Here is a 16,576-nt window from a genome sequence, read left to right as displayed (position 1 = left end):
GTCATGCCAACCGGGATAAAAGCAATCGATGGACCACTGACAGGCGGAGAAGGACAACGGGTCGGAATATTTGCGGGTATTGGAGTTGGGAAAAGTACCTTGTTGGGTATGATGGCCAGATACATTGAAGCAGACATTATTGTGATCGGACTAATCGGAGAGCGTGGAAGAGAAGTTCTTGAGTTTATCGAAAAAGATTTAGGCGAAGAAGGATACCGGAAATCGGTCGTTGTCTGTGCAACATCAGATATGCCGCCACTTGTGCGATTAAAAGGAGCTTCTGTAGCAACCACGATTGCTGAGTATTTTCGAGATCAGGGCAAAAAAGTGGTTTTGATGATGGACTCGGTTACGCGTGTAGCTATGGCCCAACGTGAAATCGGGTTAGCAACTGGTGAGCCACCAACAACTAAAGGGTATACACCTTCTGTATTTACGACATTGCCTAAGTTATTAGAACGAAGTGGGATGTCTGAAAACGGCTCAATAACTGCCTTTTATACCGTATTGGTTGAAGGGGATGACATGAATGAACCCATTGCCGATTCCGTCCGTGGTATCTTAGATGGACATATCGTGTTATCGCGAAAAATTGCTTCAGAGAACCATTATCCGGCGATCGATATTCAAAATAGTATCAGCCGTTTGATGAAAGATATTACAACTGATAAACATTCGACAACAGCTGGGAAATTAAAAGAAAATATGTCTGTGTATTCAGATTCAAAAGATTTGATTGATGTAGGAGCTTATCGTAAGGGCAGCAACCCATTAGTTGATCGAGCGGTTCAGTTAAATACACCGATAAAAGACTTTTTAAAACAACGAGTGGATGAACGTTATGCATTTGATGAGGTTGTTGATCAATTAAAAACGCTCTTTGAAGTACAGCAGTTCGTCAATTAAAGTAACTTGGGGTGAATGACATAGCAAACTACAAATTTTCAATGGAAAAAGTTCTCGACTGGCGATCAGATACCGAGGAAGAGAAAAAAAAGAACTTAGGGCAAGTGCAACAGCACAAAGATCAACAAGAAAATATTTTGCAACGGTTGATAGGTGAAAATATTAAAATAAAAAATGACAGTTTATCAACTAATCGCATCGACGTATTGCGTCGTCAACATTTATATAAAAATATGATTGATGAGAAGATCATTCATCAAAAGAACCTTATTACTAAAGCTGAAAAAGAGGTAGAAGTGGCTCGTGTTGAGTTAATGGAAGCCCATAAAGATCGAAAAGTCATGGAAAAGTTAAAAGAAAAAGAATACATATTTTTGATGGAAAAAGAGAAACATGAAGAACAAAAACAATTAGATGAGATGGCTACCTTAAGTTTCGGGAAAACCTATTATTAATAGACCTATTCATAAGTAAATGGACTTATTACCCATTGAAAGGAGGTGAAAAAGAAATGAACCCAACTCCTGTTGTAACCATTAGTACTGGACCACAACAACTGTCTAATCAAAAGCAGGAAATATTACCTGAAGAATTCGAAACTCAACTTGCAGGGTACTTAAGTAAAGAGCAACCAAGCACGATACATAAAGAGGTTTCTAATTCCAAAGAGACGACTGAAAAAGAAAAAACAGATGAAGAAAGCACTGAAGAATCACCCGATGAAACACTTAATTTAGACACGCCTTTGCTTTACACGGGTCTGTATAACCCTAGGCAAGAGCTTCAACCAGCAGAAATGAATCAGAATGAGCCACCAAAAAATCAAGTGATCTCACCAATGAAAACTAGTGAGCTGACTTTTGACAGACAAGTGCATGGTGAAACTGAAAAAATGATTGCTCGTATTCAAGATGAAAATCTGGTAATGAATAGGCACCAAAATCTTCTGGAAGAATCTAATATGGAATCTATAACGAAAGAAGTTATTGAACCACAAGTGATTTTAAAAGACCAAATGGTAATGAGTGAAGAACTAGTACAAACAGAAAAAATTCCTGTTTCTAAACCAACTATAGCTATTGAATCCGTTAATAAAGCAAATGAAAAAGATGTTACTAACATTTTAATGGAAGAATCTAGTTTGGTTGAAACAGAGTCCGTTCAAATTTCTGTAAAAAAAGAAACTGTAATGGCTGATACTATTTTATCAACTGGTCGTTTTTTGACTTCGGAGTGGAAAAATGGACGAATCGTTAACCAACCCATTACTGAATCGGATAATTTAACGGTAAATTCACTAAATGAATTGCCAACACAGACAACTGAAACACCAAATGATAGTGTTCAACAATTAGAAGCAGATGGTAATGGAAGTAAGTCAACAGTATTAACTGAAACTCTTTCAACCGAAAGGGTTCTGAAAGACATAGATTCTCGTTCTAAAAAAGCAGAAAGTTATGATGCATTAACTAAAGTCACTGAAGTTGATACGCAAGGACAACCTGTTCAACAGCAACAAATCGTTGAAGCAATCTCTATCAAACAATCGAGTGTGGTAGAACCTGTAAGACAAGCAGGAATTCAGCAGGTAAGTGAAGTGATCATGCAACAAGCTGAAACAGTTTTAAGTGGCAAACAATCCATTGCACATGTGACATTAACACCTGAACGGATGGGTGAGGTCAAGATTACCGTAGAGTTGAAGGATAATGTATTGATAACAAAAATTGTTGTGGATACTATGGAGACCAAAGATTTATTAGCGAACGGCATGCACCAACTAACGGATAAGTTAGATCGCCAAAATATTCGACTAGGTGACCTAACCATTCAATTACAAGAACATGCTTCATCCGATTTTAATTCCCAAGAAAGACAGGGAGAAGAGAAGAAGAATATCTTTGGAAAACAAATGAATTTTACAGCTACTGAAAATGAGACATTAACATCTGAGGAAACAATAAAAAGTGACACAAAAAGACTCAGCATATTAGTGTGAGAGGAAGAAAAGAATGGACTTTCCAACAGACTTCATGATGGGATCAATCAATAATGTCTCATCAACTGAAAAGAAAAATAACGAACTTGCAACAGAAGACTTTTTACAAATTATGGCAGCCTCAATAAAAATGCCTTCTATGCCGGGTGAAAGTGGAAGCAGTGGTGGCGGTGGAGAAACCGATTATCTTGCTCAATTGGCACAATTCAATACATTGGATCAATTGACAACTGTTTCAGAAACGCTGAATTTGAATGTCTTAATGACGCAACAACAACAAGCTTTGAGTCTTCTAAATAAAGAAGTCAAAGTAGCAGGTGCAGAATCAGGTTTTATCAGTGGAACTGTTGATAAAGTTAAATTTGATCAAGGTTACGCGACGATCCAAGTTGGTGGAAAAGATTACGCATTAAACGCTATTTTAGAAGTTGGTGATCAGACTTAATGTCTTTTCGCGTTGAAGGTACACTAAATCAAACAATAGAAAAAAGGTCCAACCCAATCAATCAAAAAATTGATCGAACATTCCAATCTTTCTTTAAGGAATCGTTGCAGACACAAACAACTTCTACAGAAATGAAAATTTCGAATCATGCTCAAAAACGTATGGAAGAACGAGGCATACAATTAAACCAATCTGACTTAACAACTATTGAAGGTGCAGTAGAAGAGCTGAATCAAAAAGGGTCAAAGAATTCATTGATCGTATATAAAGATATGGCGTTAATTGCAAGCATCAATAATCGAACCATTATTACAGCTATGAATGCTAGTGAAATGGAAACCATCACCAATATTGACAGTGTGAAAAAAATCAACGGATAAAACAGCTGGACTTAAAAAGAAGCTGGTATCCCATGGACCGACTGAAGTGGGATAACCGAACGGAGGAAAAGAAATGTTAAAATCATTATACTCAGGTGTTACCGGAATGAAAAATATTCAAACGAAAATGGACGTTATCTCAAATAATATTGCCAATGTAAATACAACAGCTTTTAAAACAGGAAGAGTGCGTTTCGAAGATATGTTAAGCCAAACAAATGCATCCGCACAAGCAGGAATCAATGCTCAACAAGTTGGGTTAGGAGTCCAAGTAGGATCAATTGATACAGTTATGACAGGCGGGTCTTTGCAATCTACCGGTAGATCACTAGACTTTGGGATTGAAAATGGAGACAGCTCATTTTTCACAGTCACAGATGGCACAAATACTTTTTATACTAGAGATGGTGGCTTGTATGCTGACCCCAATGGTAATTTAGTTACCAGTAGCGGACTTCAAGTTCAAGGGTATTCAGATGGAGCTCCAGCTGCAAATGATGCGAATTTTGTACCAGGTAGCTTAGGAACAACAATGGAGCCTATCAACATTCCTCAAACGATTCCAAATCCTGATGGAGGAGATGCACTTGAACTACAAAGTTACAGCATAGATAATGATGGATTTATTGTAGGATCATACAGTGGTGGGAAATCAATGGTCTTAGGACGTGTGGGATTAACTTCTTTCTCTAACCCTGATGGATTACAAAAAAACGGCGGAAACCTGTACTCAGCCTCTGCTAACTCAGGAGACCCAGTAGCGGGAAATCCTGGAGATGCTGGATATGGAAGTGTTCGTTCTGGTTTCTTGGAAATGTCTAACGTGGATTTAGCGAATGAGTTTACTGAAATGATCGTAACCAGCAGATCTTACCAAGCGAACTCAAGAAGTATCACAACGTCAGATACGATGTTAGAAGAATTGATCAATCTGAAAAGATAATTAATGTATGAGTAGGAAGGTTTTTTGGAGAAACCAAAAAACCTTCTATCTTGTTAAAGAAATCAAAAGCAGAATGGAGTTTAAGTATGATCGCTTTAACAGCTGTTTCAGGAAAAGAATTTTATTTAAATTGTGATTTGATTTATCGAGTAGACCATTCTTTTGACACTATTATTACCTTAACAGACGGTAAAACGGTAAGGGTTACCGAATCAGAAAAGGAAATAGTAGAAAAAGTCATTCAATATAAAAGAAGAATATATAATGGTTTATCAGAAGGAGAATTATGAAAAAAAATATTGTACCAATAGTTGGTCTAGTTTTAGGCTTCGGGTTTATTATTTGGTCGATTACTTCTAGTGGTGATATTGCCAGTTTTGTTGATGTACCTTCTTTAGTAATTACGCTGGGTGGTTCATTTAGTGCAATATTGATTAGTTTCCCATTAAAATCAATCAAGACGTTGCCTTCTATTTTGAAAACATTGTTACTTAACCCAAACCCTGACTATGCTAATTTGATTGAAACATTCTCATCGTTGTCTAGAAAAGCAAGAAGTCAAGGGATTTTGGCTATTGAAGAAGACATTGGATTACAAGACAACGAATTGATGATTAACGGTTTGCAAATGGTTGTAGATGGATTAGAACCAGAAACTATTAGAGACATTATGGAAATTACAACTGAAAATATTGAAAAAAGACACAGTGTTGGACAGGATATCTTTTTAAAATGGGGAGAAATGGCTCCAGCTTATGGGATGATTGGAACATTGATTGGTTTAGTTATCATGTTGGGTGAATTAAATGACCCTAGTACGATTGGAGTTGGAATGGCTACAGCTTTGATTACGACTTTCTACGGAAGTTTTTTAGCTAACTTAGTGTTTATCCCAATTGCAAGTAATTTACAAATGCAAACAATTGAAGAAATGAAAAGCTGTGAAATGATTATTGAAGGAGTTTTATCTTTACAAGCTGGAGAAAATCCACGTGTAATTGAACAAAAATTAAAAGGTTATCTGCCTTTTGAAAATAAAGAAGAAGCCATGAAAGCAACTGCAAAACTTCAACAAGAGGAACAAAATTATGGCTAGAAGACGAAAGAAAAAAGAATCCAACAACAATTCAGGTGGATCCGGATGGATGACAACTTTCTCAGATCTGATGTCATTATTGCTGACATTTTTCATACTGCTTTACTCTATGTCAAGCGTGAGTGCAGAGAAATTTAATGAGGCTTCTAATTCTATGCAATTAGCATTTGGAGGAGGAGATTCTTTACTTGAAGAAAGTGCGGTCGTAGATTCTGCTACAGAATCAAGTGAAGAGGCAGTTGATCCAGAATTGCTCAAAATGTATAACGAAGTCGTGCAATTTTTGGAAACAAAAAATATAACATCTCAAGCAAGTGTTGAATACGATCAAGATGGAATTTACGTAAATATTCAAGAATCCATTTTATTTGGAAGCGGAAGTGCTATTATAGCTGATTCTGGAAAGAATACGTTAAATAATTTAGGTGAGTTGATTCAACAATTCGACAATGAGGTCGTGATAGAAGGGTATACGGATAATGTTCCAATGCATAATGCTAATTTCAGTAGCAACTGGGAATTATCTACAAGTAGAGCTTTATCGGTCCTACGTTATTTAAGTGAAGAAAGAAAAGTCGATCCAACTCGGCTATCAGCCAAAGGTTATGGAGAATATCATCCAACGGTTCCAAATGATTCAGAAGAAAATAAAGCGAAAAATAGAAGAGTAAACATTGTAATTGTTTATGATCAACAGGAGGAGTAAGACAGATGAAAACTGAAGAAGCTAAGGCGGCTAAAGGGAAGAACAAAATAATTGTGAGTGTTATTGTTCTAGTTGCAATTTTGATAGGAGCAGTCGTCAGTTTTGGTTTTACTTCAGGTAAGGCACAGGATATGATAGCAAATTTTTCGAAAGAAGAAGTAATTGAAACAACGGTTCCTTTAGAAGAATTTTTAATTAATTTAGATTCTGGTGAATCAGCTAAAAGAAATTTTTTGAAAATTGAAATCTCTTTATACAGCACAAAAGAAGGTGCTGAAGAATTATTGAATGCGAATGTAGCTGAACTTCGCGATACAGTTATTTCTGTTTTACGTAAGAAAACCGTAGATACTATTTTTATAGAGGAAGAAGCTAGTAACTTGGTAATAAAAAAAGAATTAATGGAAGCCATCAATCAAAAGTTGGAGACAGATGTAGTTAATGATATTTATATCACGAATATTGTTACCCAATAAGAAGAAAGAGGGAGGAATAGAAAGTTGGAACTTGGACTAAGTTATGTGTTGAAAAGTGTTGTGGCTCTAATTGTAATCATACTTGCAGCGAATTACGGATTGAAATATTTAAATACGTTTATGACGAAAAAAAATCAAGTGATCAAAGTGATTGAGAGAACTCCAATCAGCAAGAGTTCAGCCCTTAGCATTGTAGAAATTGCGGACACGTACTACTTAATGAGTTTTACAGATACGCGCAATGAAATATTAAGAGAACTGACTGCAGAAGAAAAGGAAAAAATTACAGCAAGTATAGATGAAACAACACTAGTTTCTCCGATGAAGTCTAAAAAACAACAATCGGGGGAAAAAGCCGTTCACACTTTTAAATCACTGCAGTCTCAGTACCAATCTTTCTATGAAAAGAGGAAATAAAGTTGCAAAAGAAAAAATTTTTAATTTTAACCTTTACCCTCTTTTTAATGAGTAGTTTACTCTTTCCGCAAGTCGTTACGGCTGCAGAACTAACAGATGGGTTAAGCGGATTGTCAGAGGCTCTAGGAAGTGAAACAGGAGAAACCTCTCAAGTTGTGCAACTGTTTCTTTTAACAACAGCCCTTAGTCTAGCTCCGACATTTTTAGTATTGACAACTTGTTTTACACGTATCATTGTTGTACTTTCATTTGTCAGAAGCTCGCTAGGAACGCAACAAAACCCGCCTAATTTGGTGTTAATGGGAATCGCCTTGTTTTTATCTTTGTTTATTATGCAGCCTGTTTATACTGATGTTATGAATGAAGCGATTACGCCCTACATAAATGAAGAAATATCTGGACAAGCAGCATTTGAATCAGCGGAGTTGCCCATAAAAGAGTTTATGTACAAGCAAACAAGAGATGAAGACTTTCAATTATTCTTAGATATATCTGAGACTGAAAAACCAGCAGATGTGAATGATCTTCCTTTAACAGTAGCTATTCCAGCATTTATTATTAGTGAATTACGGACGGCATTCAGTATTGGCTTTTTAATTTTTATACCGTTTTTAGTGATTGATATTGTAGTGGCCAGTATATTAATGTCGATGGGGATGTTTATGTTGTCTCCGGTCATGATTTCTTTGCCATTTAAGTTATTATTATTTGTTTTAGTTGATGGATGGTACTTGGTGGTTGAATCGTTAGTCACAGGATTTCAGTAGAGGTGTAAAAAATGACAACAGTAAAAGTTTTAGACATTATAAGAGAAGCCTTTATGGTTATGATAACTGTAGCTGGACCGACATTGATCATTGCGTTAGTCATAGGGTTGATTATTAGTATCATACAAGCAACAACACAACTTCAAGAGCAAACATTAAGTTTTGTACCTAAAATCTTAGCTGTGATTGTCTCGTTAATTGTTTTTGGAAATTTTATGCTAAATAGTCTGGTTGGATTTACGCAAAAGATTTTTGAAATGATTGCGGCACTTTGAGAGGATAAACATGACTATACAACTGCAAACGATCATCTTAATATTTATACGGATAACTTCTTTTATAGTAGTGAGCCCGGGGTTCTCCATTAAAGGTCTGCCAAGTGTAGCTAAAATTGCCTTATCTATGGGAATCACGCTTGCAGCTTATTCAGCAGTACCCGTGATGGAGCAAGAAGCAGGAACATTTTTGTTCGCTATACTGATCTTAAAGGAAGTACTACTTGGAATAGCCATTGGATTTATTACAAAACTCTTTTTTTCTGCGGTTGAGATTGCAGGGAATTTTGTGGATTTTCAAGTTGGATTTTCAATGGGAGCTGTTTATGATCCGAGTATGGGGATAAACGTTTCCTATTATGGGAAAATTTACTATTGGTTATCTATGTGTGTGTTTTATTTAACTAATCTACATCATGTCGTAATCAAAAGCTTGGTTCAATCGTTTCAATCTATCCCAGTATCCAGTACAAATTTAGGCGATTTTGGCGTTGAAGGAATGATGAAGTTATTAGGAATTATCTTTGAGTTGGCATTTAACTTATCCGCACCAATGGTAATTGTAGCTTTATTGACTGAAGTTATCTTAGGATTGATTTCACGTTCAGTTCCTCAAATCAACGTTTTGATCTTAGGGATGCCTTTGAAAATCGTGGCAAGTTTTGTGATCATGCTGATTTTACTCCCAACTTTAATTGAAAACATTCATAAAATATTGCCGTTAATGGTTAAATACATGAATGAATTTATTCAGTCGTTTTAAAAAATGATTTTAATGATTTAAAAGGAATTTTTGGAGGAATAGAGGGTGCTTGTAGCTATGTATTAGATTCAATGCGAATTACAGAGCGTTAACGCTTCAGCGATTACGCTTTGTTTGAGGCTTGAAAGCCAGAAAGACTATGGCTTTCGGCGGTCTCATGGCTCTCCACAAGCAAACCCGTTCATTCCGGAAGAAATCCTGGATAATTAATTGAAATAATTTAAAAACACAAAAAATGTGAGGTGAAAGTGAATGGCGGAAAAAGATGGAAAAACCGAAAAAGCCAGTCCCAAGAAATTACGGGACACTAGAAAAAAAGGCGAAATTCCTAAAAGTCCAGATTTAACGTCCGCTGTTACTTTTATCGTATTCATCCTCACTGCAACTTTTTTAGGAAATTACATATTGAAATACAGTTTACTTTATTTACAGAATTACTTATCGGCAGGATTTACAGTAAATGGCTTAGAAAATAATCTAGCCGATATTGGTATGAAATCGATTGTGTTTGTTTTAATGTTAGCTGGTCCATTTTTAGCCATTGCATTTGTAGCAGCATTTGTATCAAGTATTGCCCAGACCGGATTTTTGTTTTCTGCAGAGCCAATTAAGTTTAAACTAAGCAAGATAAATCCGATTAGTGGGTTTAAGAACATGTTCAGTAAAAAAACTTTGTTTACGATGGTCAAAAATGTTGCCAAACTAACCTTGGTCTTTTGGATGGCGTATAAGACACTTGAAACTTCCGTATACTTGATTCTTAATTCCAGCAATGTGGGAACGGAAAAGTTGTTTTTCTTAATGTCCGATCTTGTAATGGAGCTGGGAACCCAATTGGGTGTACTTCTGCTTATATTAGGTTTGATTGATTACATCTATCAAGTTTATGACTATCGGAAAAACTTGAAGATGTCTAAACAAGATTTAAAAGATGAATACAAGGAATCTGAAGGTGATCCACAAATCAAGTCTCAAAGGAGACAGCGGTACCGTCAGTTGTCAAAAGGAGCATTACAAGATGTGGAAACTGCAACAGCCATTATAACGAACCCAACGCATCTAGCTATTGCCATTCGATATGAAAAAGGGAAAGATGAAGTACCGATCATTGTGGCTAAAGGGGCAGATTATCAAGCTGCCAAAATCAGAGAACGGGCGAAGGCTTTTGACATTCCGATTATTGAAAATAAACCAGTCGCTAGAGCGATGTATAAAACGGTCGAGATCGGCCAGCCAGTGCCAATTGATCTTTACCAAGCCATTGCTGAAATACTAGCATTGGTTTACCAAATGGAAGAAATAAACAAACATAAGATTTAACGCTTTTTAAGATAAGGAGTTCAAAAACATGTCTACTGCTTTTTGGGGAAAAATTGAAAAACTAACTAGTTCTATGGATGTTATTGTTGCATTTTTTGTAATGATGATTCTAGGAATGATCATTATTCCATTACCAGCTGGATTACTCGATTTTATGCTGATCATCAACATAGCATTGTCGATTACAATACTACTGCTGACTCTGTTTACAAAAAACGTGTTAGAATTCTCAACTTTTCCGACATTATTATTGATTACGACCATGTTTCGTTTAGCACTGAATATCTCTTCTACGCGGTTAATTTTAACTGAAGGAGAAGCAGGAGCCGTAATTGAAACCTTTGCTAACGTTGTAACAGGAAGTAATTTCATTGTTGGAGCGGTAATCTTTATTATTATCGTTATTATTCAAATGATGGTTGTAACCAATGGAGCAAGTCGTGTTTCTGAAGTGTCAGCGCGGTTTACGCTGGATGCTATGCCAGGTAAACAAATGGCAATTGACGCAGATTTGAATTCCGGACTGATCAATGAAGACACAGCTAAAAAAAGACGTTCAGACCTTGAAAGAGAAACCCAGTTTTTCGGAGCAATGGATGGAGCGAGTAAATTCGTTAAAGGTGATGCTATCGCAGGATTAATCATCACCGTAATTAACTTAATTGGTGGAATCGCCATTCATTCCTTACAAAATGATATGGAAATCATGGAAGCTTTGACAACATTTGGTAAGTTAACCATTGGGGACGGATTAGTTAGTCAAATTCCATCATTACTGATTTCGGTAGCTTCTGGGATCTTAGTAACACGCTCTGGAAGTATTAAAGGTTTTGGTAGTTCCATTGGTGAAGAATTATTCAACTCACCAAAAGTAATGATGATGCTATCAGCGATTTTGCTGTTATTTGCTGTTATGCCAGGATTTCCAACTATTCCATTTTTACTATTGGGATTAGTAGCCGGAGCGGCTGGATACTTATTGATGGAAAATGAAAAATCAAAGAAATCAAACCAACAAGCCAAAGAAATCCGGTCGAAAGCTGCCCAGCGGACAACCCAAGAAAAAAGTACTGATGAATCAGTGGCTTCCTTCCAAGTGGATCCCATATCCATTGAAATTGGATATGGTTTGATTCCAATTGCGGATGAAAATCAAGACAACAACTTGATGAGCCATATCACAACCATTCGCAAACAAAGTGCTCATGAATTAGGTATCTTATTGAGCCCCATTCGAATCAGAGATAATTTACAATTGAAAGCCAATGATTATGTAATCAAAATCAAAGGAAACGTCGTGGCTCGTGGAGAATTGTACTTAGATAAATACATGATCGTGGATCCTGGTGAAACAGAATTTGACTTTGATGGCATTCCAACTAAAGAACCTGCTTTTGGATTGGATGCTATGTGGGTAAATGAAGGTGACCGGGAAACGGCTGATTTAAGAGGGTATACAGTAGTAGATCCGATAACCGTTTTAGTTACTCATTTGAAAGAGACGATTTACAAGTCAAGTTACGAATTATTAGGCAGACAAGAAGTGAAACAACTGCTCGAAGGAATCAAAGATAAGTATGGCGTAGTCATTGATGAACTGATCCCGGACATTCTTCGTTTAGGTGAAGTTCAAAAAGTCTTGCAAAACTTATTGAAAGAAAGTATTCCAATCAATGATCTAGTCACTATTTTAGAAACCTTAGCGGATTATGGAAACACAACCAAAGATATTGAAATGCTGACTGAATATGTACGTCAATCCCTAAAACGGACAGTGGTTAAACCTTACTTAGACGAACAAAATGTTCTTCAAGTAGTTACCATAATGCCCGACACGGAAGAAATGATCACACGAAGCATTCAAAAATCTTCTGCTGGATCCATACCAATCTTGCAGCCGGAAACAGTTACGAAGATTTTTGATAGTATCACATCCATTCATAACCAATTATCAGCTAGAGGGATTCCACATGTTTTATTGGCTTCACCAAAAGTAAGACCAGCTATGAAAAATCTGATCTCGTATAATTTTCCTGATTTAACGGTGGTGTCATTAAATGAAGTGCCAAATGATATACCGATTGAAACAGTTGGCATGATCGAAGGATAAACGTAAATAGAGAGGTAAGCAGAGTGAAGGAAGAACGAGAATGATATAGGTTGTTTTCGTTCCAATTCATTCTGTTTCTAAGGTGGAGGGGTATAAATGTATTATGAAAATGATAGGGAAAAGGAAATCATTAAATACCTTCCCCTAGTAGAAAAAATTGTTAATCGAATGGATGTTAAGCGAAGTGAGTATGACCGAGATGATCTATATAATATTGGGGTTATTGGTCTTATGGATGCGCTGGAAAAATTCGATAAATCGAAAAAAGTTCCTTTTGAGGGATATGCGTATATTAGAATAAAAGGTTCCATCATTGATGAAATCAGAAAAACAGCTCCTGTATCTCGAACCAGAATGGGAAAGTTGAATGACTATTACCGTGCTAAAGAAAAGCTGGAAGCAACACTCATGCGTACACCTACTGAAAAAGAAATTTGTGAAGAATTGAAAATCAATGAAAAAGCTTTAACAAAAATTCACGAGACAGTACATAACCTTGCATCTGTATCGTTGGAAAAAGTCATGTTTAGTGATGACGGCAATTCGATTGAATTGATAGATTTCTTAGAAGACAAACATGAAACAGGCTCTGAAGACACTTTGTTAGACAAAGAACGCCAGCAGCTGCTAACCAAAAATGTCAGCAAATTAAATAAGAGAGAACAAACTATTTTAAACTTGTATTATGTTGAAGAGTTGTCACTGAAAGAAATTGCGTATATCTTTGACATTTCGGTTCCTAGGGTTTCACAAATACATGGCAAAATGATTTTGAAATTAAAAGAATCGATGAGGAGAGAATACGATGATTAGAAGTTTAACAACACTCAACAATAATTTTAATATTTTACAAAAAAAACAAGAAAATATTAGTGCAAATGTAGCCAACATCAATACCTCAGGGTACAAATCGCAAGAAATTATTCAAAGTACACGTGCATCAGAAGTGATGTCCAACCATTTAGATGGCCCATTTTTAAATCAACAGCAAGATATCGGTGACTTTACATTTGGCAATCAGATTGATGAAATCGTTCAAAATTTTAGTCAAGGCGGATTAAAAGCTACTGCTTCTGCAACAGATGTAGCGATCCAAGGAGACGGATTTTTCACAGTTGAAGCGCCAAATGGAGAAAACTATTATACACGTAACGGAAACTTTGCAGTTAATGATACAGGAGAATTAGTTACTCAAGAAGGATACCGTGTCCTTGGTGTAGATGCTAATGGACAAACTTCTCCTATCCAAGCGAATGGGACAGACTTTTCAATTGACAACAGAGGAAACATATCAGGCTCTGGTTTGAGTTTGATGATCACTGAGTTCGATGATACGGCTGGGTTGACAAGAGCTGGAGATACGCTGTTTGCTGGACAAGGTGGTACGGTACTAATTGGTGGAACAGTTATGCAGCAGAATTATCTGGAAACATCCAATGTACAAACAGTCGATGAAATCACGAACTTGATGCAAGTTTCAAGAGAATTTGAAGCCAATCAAAAAGCTCTTAGTGCTGCAGATGAAACATTAAGAAAAGCAGTCAATGAAGTTGGGAAAGTATAGGAGATGAAGAAATGAGTATACCTTTAAGCATCAGTAAAAGCGGCATGAATGCGATCCAAAACCAAATGGATGCTGTATCACATGATATTGCTAACATTAATACAACAGGGTACAAATCTAAAAATATCAGTTTTAACGAGTTACTGTTGAATGATATGAACGGTGAAGCAGATTACTTATCGGATACGGTTCAAGATTCAGGAATTGCAAGTGGATCAAAAAGTGGTGTAACATCTACGAATTTTGGCCAAGGATCACTAATTTCTGATTCAAATGATTACCACTTAGCGATTGCTGGAGAAGGTTTCTTTGGAGTTATTGGAGAAAATGGTGAGCGCTATCTAACGCGTGATGGAGCCTTCCATGTAAATGGGGATAAATCGATCACAAATGATAACGGCGATACATTAGAGATTCAAACAACTATACCAACCAATCAATGGCCTGAAGGAGACGTATCCATTGCTGAAAACGGCGAAGTAACGATTCACTCAGAAAATGGTAGTACATTGGTTGGAACGATTCCTTTATTCCATCCAACGCAAACAAATGCTCTGGAGCCTGTGGGAGAAAATAAATTCAGCTATGATGGAGCATTTGGAGCGGGAGATGGTTCGATTCAACAGAATTATTTAGAAGCATCAAATGTTGACTTAGCCTCTTCTATTACTGAAATGATGTTGGCACAACGGTCATACTCATTGAATCTTAAAGTTGCACAAGGAACAGATGAAATGGCTTCAGTCATTAACCAATTTAAACAATAGGATTTAGTTGAACAACAGGAAAAGATATCTATATCTTTAGGCACATACACTATCGGATTTGGGTTGACGCAAAACTAGCGTTAGGGAAGAATTTGAGGTAAAACAGGTGATGAATCATGATTAGAATGAAAAACGTCGTTAAAAATTACTCTAAAGGAGTAAAAGCTCTTCGAGGGGTCAATCTGACAATTGAAGATGGAGAATTTGTCTATTTGGTAGGGGCAAGCGGCTCTGGAAAATCAACGTTAGCAAAATTATTATATAGAGAAGAAAAAGTGACTAAAGGTCAGATCGAAGTCGGTGGTCAACTGTTATCTAAGATGAAAGAAAAAGATATTCCTAAACTTAGAAGACAGATTGGAATCGTTTTTCAAGATTTCAAATTATTGTTGGACCGTACCGTTTTTGAAAATATCGCGTATGCGTTAGAAGTGATCGGTACCGAACCAGATGCGATTGAACCGTTAGTGATGCAAGCATTGCGTTATGTTGAATTAGAAGACAAGGCGAATGATAAACCAACCGAACTATCTGGTGGGGAACAACAACGAGTATCAATCGCACGTGCAATCGTCAATTCACCTAAACTAATCATTGCAGATGAACCAACAGGTAATTTAGACCCAAAAACAGCTCTAGAGATCATGCGGTTGTTTTACCGTATCAATCAACAGGGAACGACTATTTTAATGGTTACCCATAATCGTGGAATAGTAGATAAATTTCGTAATCGCGTAATAGAGATTGAACAAGGAAAAATCGTTTGGGATGAAAAGAAAGATGAAGACGTGATTCAATACGATATTTCCCTTGGCGAATACATAGCTATTTAAACGAACAAGTTATTTTAATAAGAGATAGGTTCGGTCAAAAAAGATGCTAAAGGCATCTTTTTTTTTTGAAAATTAATTGAAAAGAAACTTTATTATTTGTTAAGTATTCTGAAAAAATACCGATATAGTAAAAGATAAAGAAATACGCAAAAAGGATTTTTCACAATAGGGGAAACTTTAACAATGAGAGGATGTATAGTCAAGTGCAAAATAGTATAAAAGAGAAAATGAAAAAAATAGAATTTAGAAGTCTCGATTTGAGTAAGCTTAAGAAAACGCTCAATTTTAAAAGCTTGAAAGCTAAAATTTTGGTGCCATTTGTGGTGGTTATAGGTTTGGTAATTATTATGGCTACAATAACGACGGTCAATATTATAAATACGAATAGCAATACAGAAGAAATGGTGGATGAAGAACTAGCATTATTGATTGCTGATGACCAATTGAGTTTAAGCATCTCCCAAAGAATAGCAGCAGCACGAGGATACATATTGTTTGGCGATGCCATGTATAAAAACTTATTTGATCAATATACGGAAAAAAGTAAAGAGTATCAAGAACAACTTTTAACTCTATCAGGATCAGAAGAAGTACAAAATGTTATCAATAAAACAAGCGATTGGGAAGAACAAGTAATAACGGATGTTTTTGGAAGATATGATAAGGGAGATGTTACTGGAGCTACTAGTTATCTTCATTCTTCAGTAGAACCGTATTCTAATGCTCTAATACAGGATTATGAAAAATTAACAACTTCACGAGTAGCATCTATCACTAATAAAGCAGACTCTGTAATTGATTTAGGAAAA

21 protein-coding genes are annotated in these 16,576 nt (G+C 36.2%); all 21 read left to right on the top strand.

All coding sequences use genetic code 11. From position 1 onward, the window contains the following. Nucleotides 1-906: FliI/YscN family ATPase (locus tag ABS911_RS10855; RefSeq protein WP_350467605.1), on the top strand; the 906-nt coding region annotated here is incomplete at its 5' end. Between the two features lie 11 nt (nucleotides 907-917). Further along, nucleotides 918-1,361: a flagellar export protein FliJ gene (fliJ, locus tag ABS911_RS10850; RefSeq protein ID WP_350467604.1), complete on the top strand. Its 444-nt coding sequence runs from the start codon at nucleotides 918-920 to the stop codon at nucleotides 1,359-1,361. A gap of 56 nt (nucleotides 1,362-1,417) precedes the next feature. Continuing rightward, nucleotides 1,418-2,905 carry a flagellar hook-length control protein FliK gene (locus tag ABS911_RS10845; RefSeq protein WP_350467603.1) on the top strand — a complete coding sequence of 496 codons (1,488 nt, stop codon included), beginning with the start codon at nucleotides 1,418-1,420 and terminating at the stop codon, nucleotides 2,903-2,905. Between the two features lie 13 nt (nucleotides 2,906-2,918). Further along, nucleotides 2,919-3,350, top strand: coding sequence for a flagellar hook assembly protein (locus tag ABS911_RS10840; RefSeq protein ID WP_350467602.1), 432 nt, complete (start codon nucleotides 2,919-2,921; stop codon nucleotides 3,348-3,350). Continuing rightward, nucleotides 3,350-3,730, top strand: coding sequence for a TIGR02530 family flagellar biosynthesis protein (locus ABS911_RS10835; protein WP_350450917.1), 381 nt, complete (start codon nucleotides 3,350-3,352; stop codon nucleotides 3,728-3,730). The genes ABS911_RS10840 and ABS911_RS10835 overlap by 1 nt, the downstream gene beginning before the upstream one ends. Before the next feature lie 73 nt (nucleotides 3,731-3,803). After that, entirely contained in the window at nucleotides 3,804-4,673 is an 870-nt protein-coding gene (locus ABS911_RS10830; RefSeq protein ID WP_350467601.1) for a flagellar hook-basal body complex protein, read from the top strand. 86 nt (nucleotides 4,674-4,759) lie between these two features. Then, the gene (locus tag ABS911_RS10825) at nucleotides 4,760-4,963 is read left to right on the top strand and encodes a flagellar FlbD family protein (RefSeq protein WP_350467600.1); all 204 of its coding nucleotides are present in this window, start codon (nucleotides 4,760-4,762) and stop codon (nucleotides 4,961-4,963) included. After that, nucleotides 4,960-5,769: a motility protein A gene (locus ABS911_RS10820; protein ID WP_350467599.1), complete on the top strand. Its 810-nt coding sequence runs from the start codon at nucleotides 4,960-4,962 to the stop codon at nucleotides 5,767-5,769. Before ABS911_RS10825 ends, ABS911_RS10820 begins: the two co-directional genes overlap by 4 nt. Continuing rightward, entirely contained in the window at nucleotides 5,762-6,475 is a 714-nt protein-coding gene (locus tag ABS911_RS10815) for a flagellar motor protein MotB (protein WP_350467597.1), read from the top strand. Before ABS911_RS10820 ends, ABS911_RS10815 begins: the two co-directional genes overlap by 8 nt. 5 nt (nucleotides 6,476-6,480) lie before the next feature. After that, nucleotides 6,481-6,951 (top strand): flagellar basal body-associated FliL family protein, encoded by a 471-nt coding sequence (locus tag ABS911_RS10810; protein ID WP_350467596.1) that lies wholly within the window; start codon nucleotides 6,481-6,483, stop codon nucleotides 6,949-6,951. A 24-nt stretch (nucleotides 6,952-6,975) separates the two neighbouring features. After that, the gene (locus tag ABS911_RS10805) at nucleotides 6,976-7,368 is read left to right on the top strand and encodes a flagellar biosynthetic protein FliO (protein ID WP_350467595.1); all 393 of its coding nucleotides are present in this window, start codon (nucleotides 6,976-6,978) and stop codon (nucleotides 7,366-7,368) included. Further along, nucleotides 7,365-8,135, top strand: coding sequence for a flagellar type III secretion system pore protein FliP (gene fliP / locus ABS911_RS10800; protein ID WP_350467606.1), 771 nt, complete (start codon nucleotides 7,365-7,367; stop codon nucleotides 8,133-8,135). Before ABS911_RS10805 ends, fliP begins: the two co-directional genes overlap by 4 nt. 11 nt (nucleotides 8,136-8,146) lie before the next feature. Then, nucleotides 8,147-8,410: a flagellar biosynthesis protein FliQ gene (fliQ, locus tag ABS911_RS10795; RefSeq protein WP_350450925.1), complete on the top strand. Its 264-nt coding sequence runs from the start codon at nucleotides 8,147-8,149 to the stop codon at nucleotides 8,408-8,410. Between the two features lie 10 nt (nucleotides 8,411-8,420). Continuing rightward, nucleotides 8,421-9,173: a flagellar biosynthetic protein FliR gene (gene fliR, locus ABS911_RS10790; RefSeq protein WP_350467593.1), complete on the top strand. Its 753-nt coding sequence runs from the start codon at nucleotides 8,421-8,423 to the stop codon at nucleotides 9,171-9,173. A 252-nt stretch (nucleotides 9,174-9,425) separates the two neighbouring features. Further along, entirely contained in the window at nucleotides 9,426-10,493 is a 1,068-nt protein-coding gene (gene flhB, locus ABS911_RS10785; protein WP_350467592.1) for a flagellar biosynthesis protein FlhB, read from the top strand. Between the two features lie 28 nt (nucleotides 10,494-10,521). Continuing rightward, a complete protein-coding gene (flhA, locus tag ABS911_RS10780) occupies nucleotides 10,522-12,603 on the top strand; it encodes a flagellar biosynthesis protein FlhA (RefSeq protein WP_350467591.1) in 2,082 nt (693 codons plus the stop codon). Nucleotides 12,604-12,699: 96 nt separating this feature from the next. After that, a complete protein-coding gene (locus tag ABS911_RS10775; RefSeq protein ID WP_350467590.1) occupies nucleotides 12,700-13,416 on the top strand; it encodes a sigma-70 family RNA polymerase sigma factor in 717 nt (238 codons plus the stop codon). After that, nucleotides 13,409-14,167 (top strand): flagellar hook-basal body protein, encoded by a 759-nt coding sequence (locus ABS911_RS10770; protein ID WP_350467589.1) that lies wholly within the window; start codon nucleotides 13,409-13,411, stop codon nucleotides 14,165-14,167. The genes ABS911_RS10775 and ABS911_RS10770 overlap by 8 nt, the downstream gene beginning before the upstream one ends. An 11-nt stretch (nucleotides 14,168-14,178) precedes the next feature. Beyond that, nucleotides 14,179-14,934, top strand: a complete 756-nt coding sequence (locus ABS911_RS10765) for a flagellar hook-basal body protein (RefSeq protein WP_350467588.1) — start codon at nucleotides 14,179-14,181, stop codon at nucleotides 14,932-14,934. A 116-nt stretch (nucleotides 14,935-15,050) separates the two neighbouring features. After that, entirely contained in the window at nucleotides 15,051-15,767 is a 717-nt protein-coding gene (gene ftsE, locus ABS911_RS10760) for a cell division ATP-binding protein FtsE (RefSeq protein WP_350467587.1), read from the top strand. Between the two features lie 335 nt (nucleotides 15,768-16,102). Then, on the top strand, nucleotides 16,103-16,576 hold a 474-nt coding region (locus ABS911_RS10755; protein WP_502880533.1), incomplete at its 3' end, for a CHASE3 domain-containing protein.

Source organism: Carnobacterium sp. (assembly GCF_040274425.1).
The sequence above is the reverse complement of the archived record's forward strand: the minus strand, read 5'-3'. Positions and strand labels throughout refer to the sequence as shown.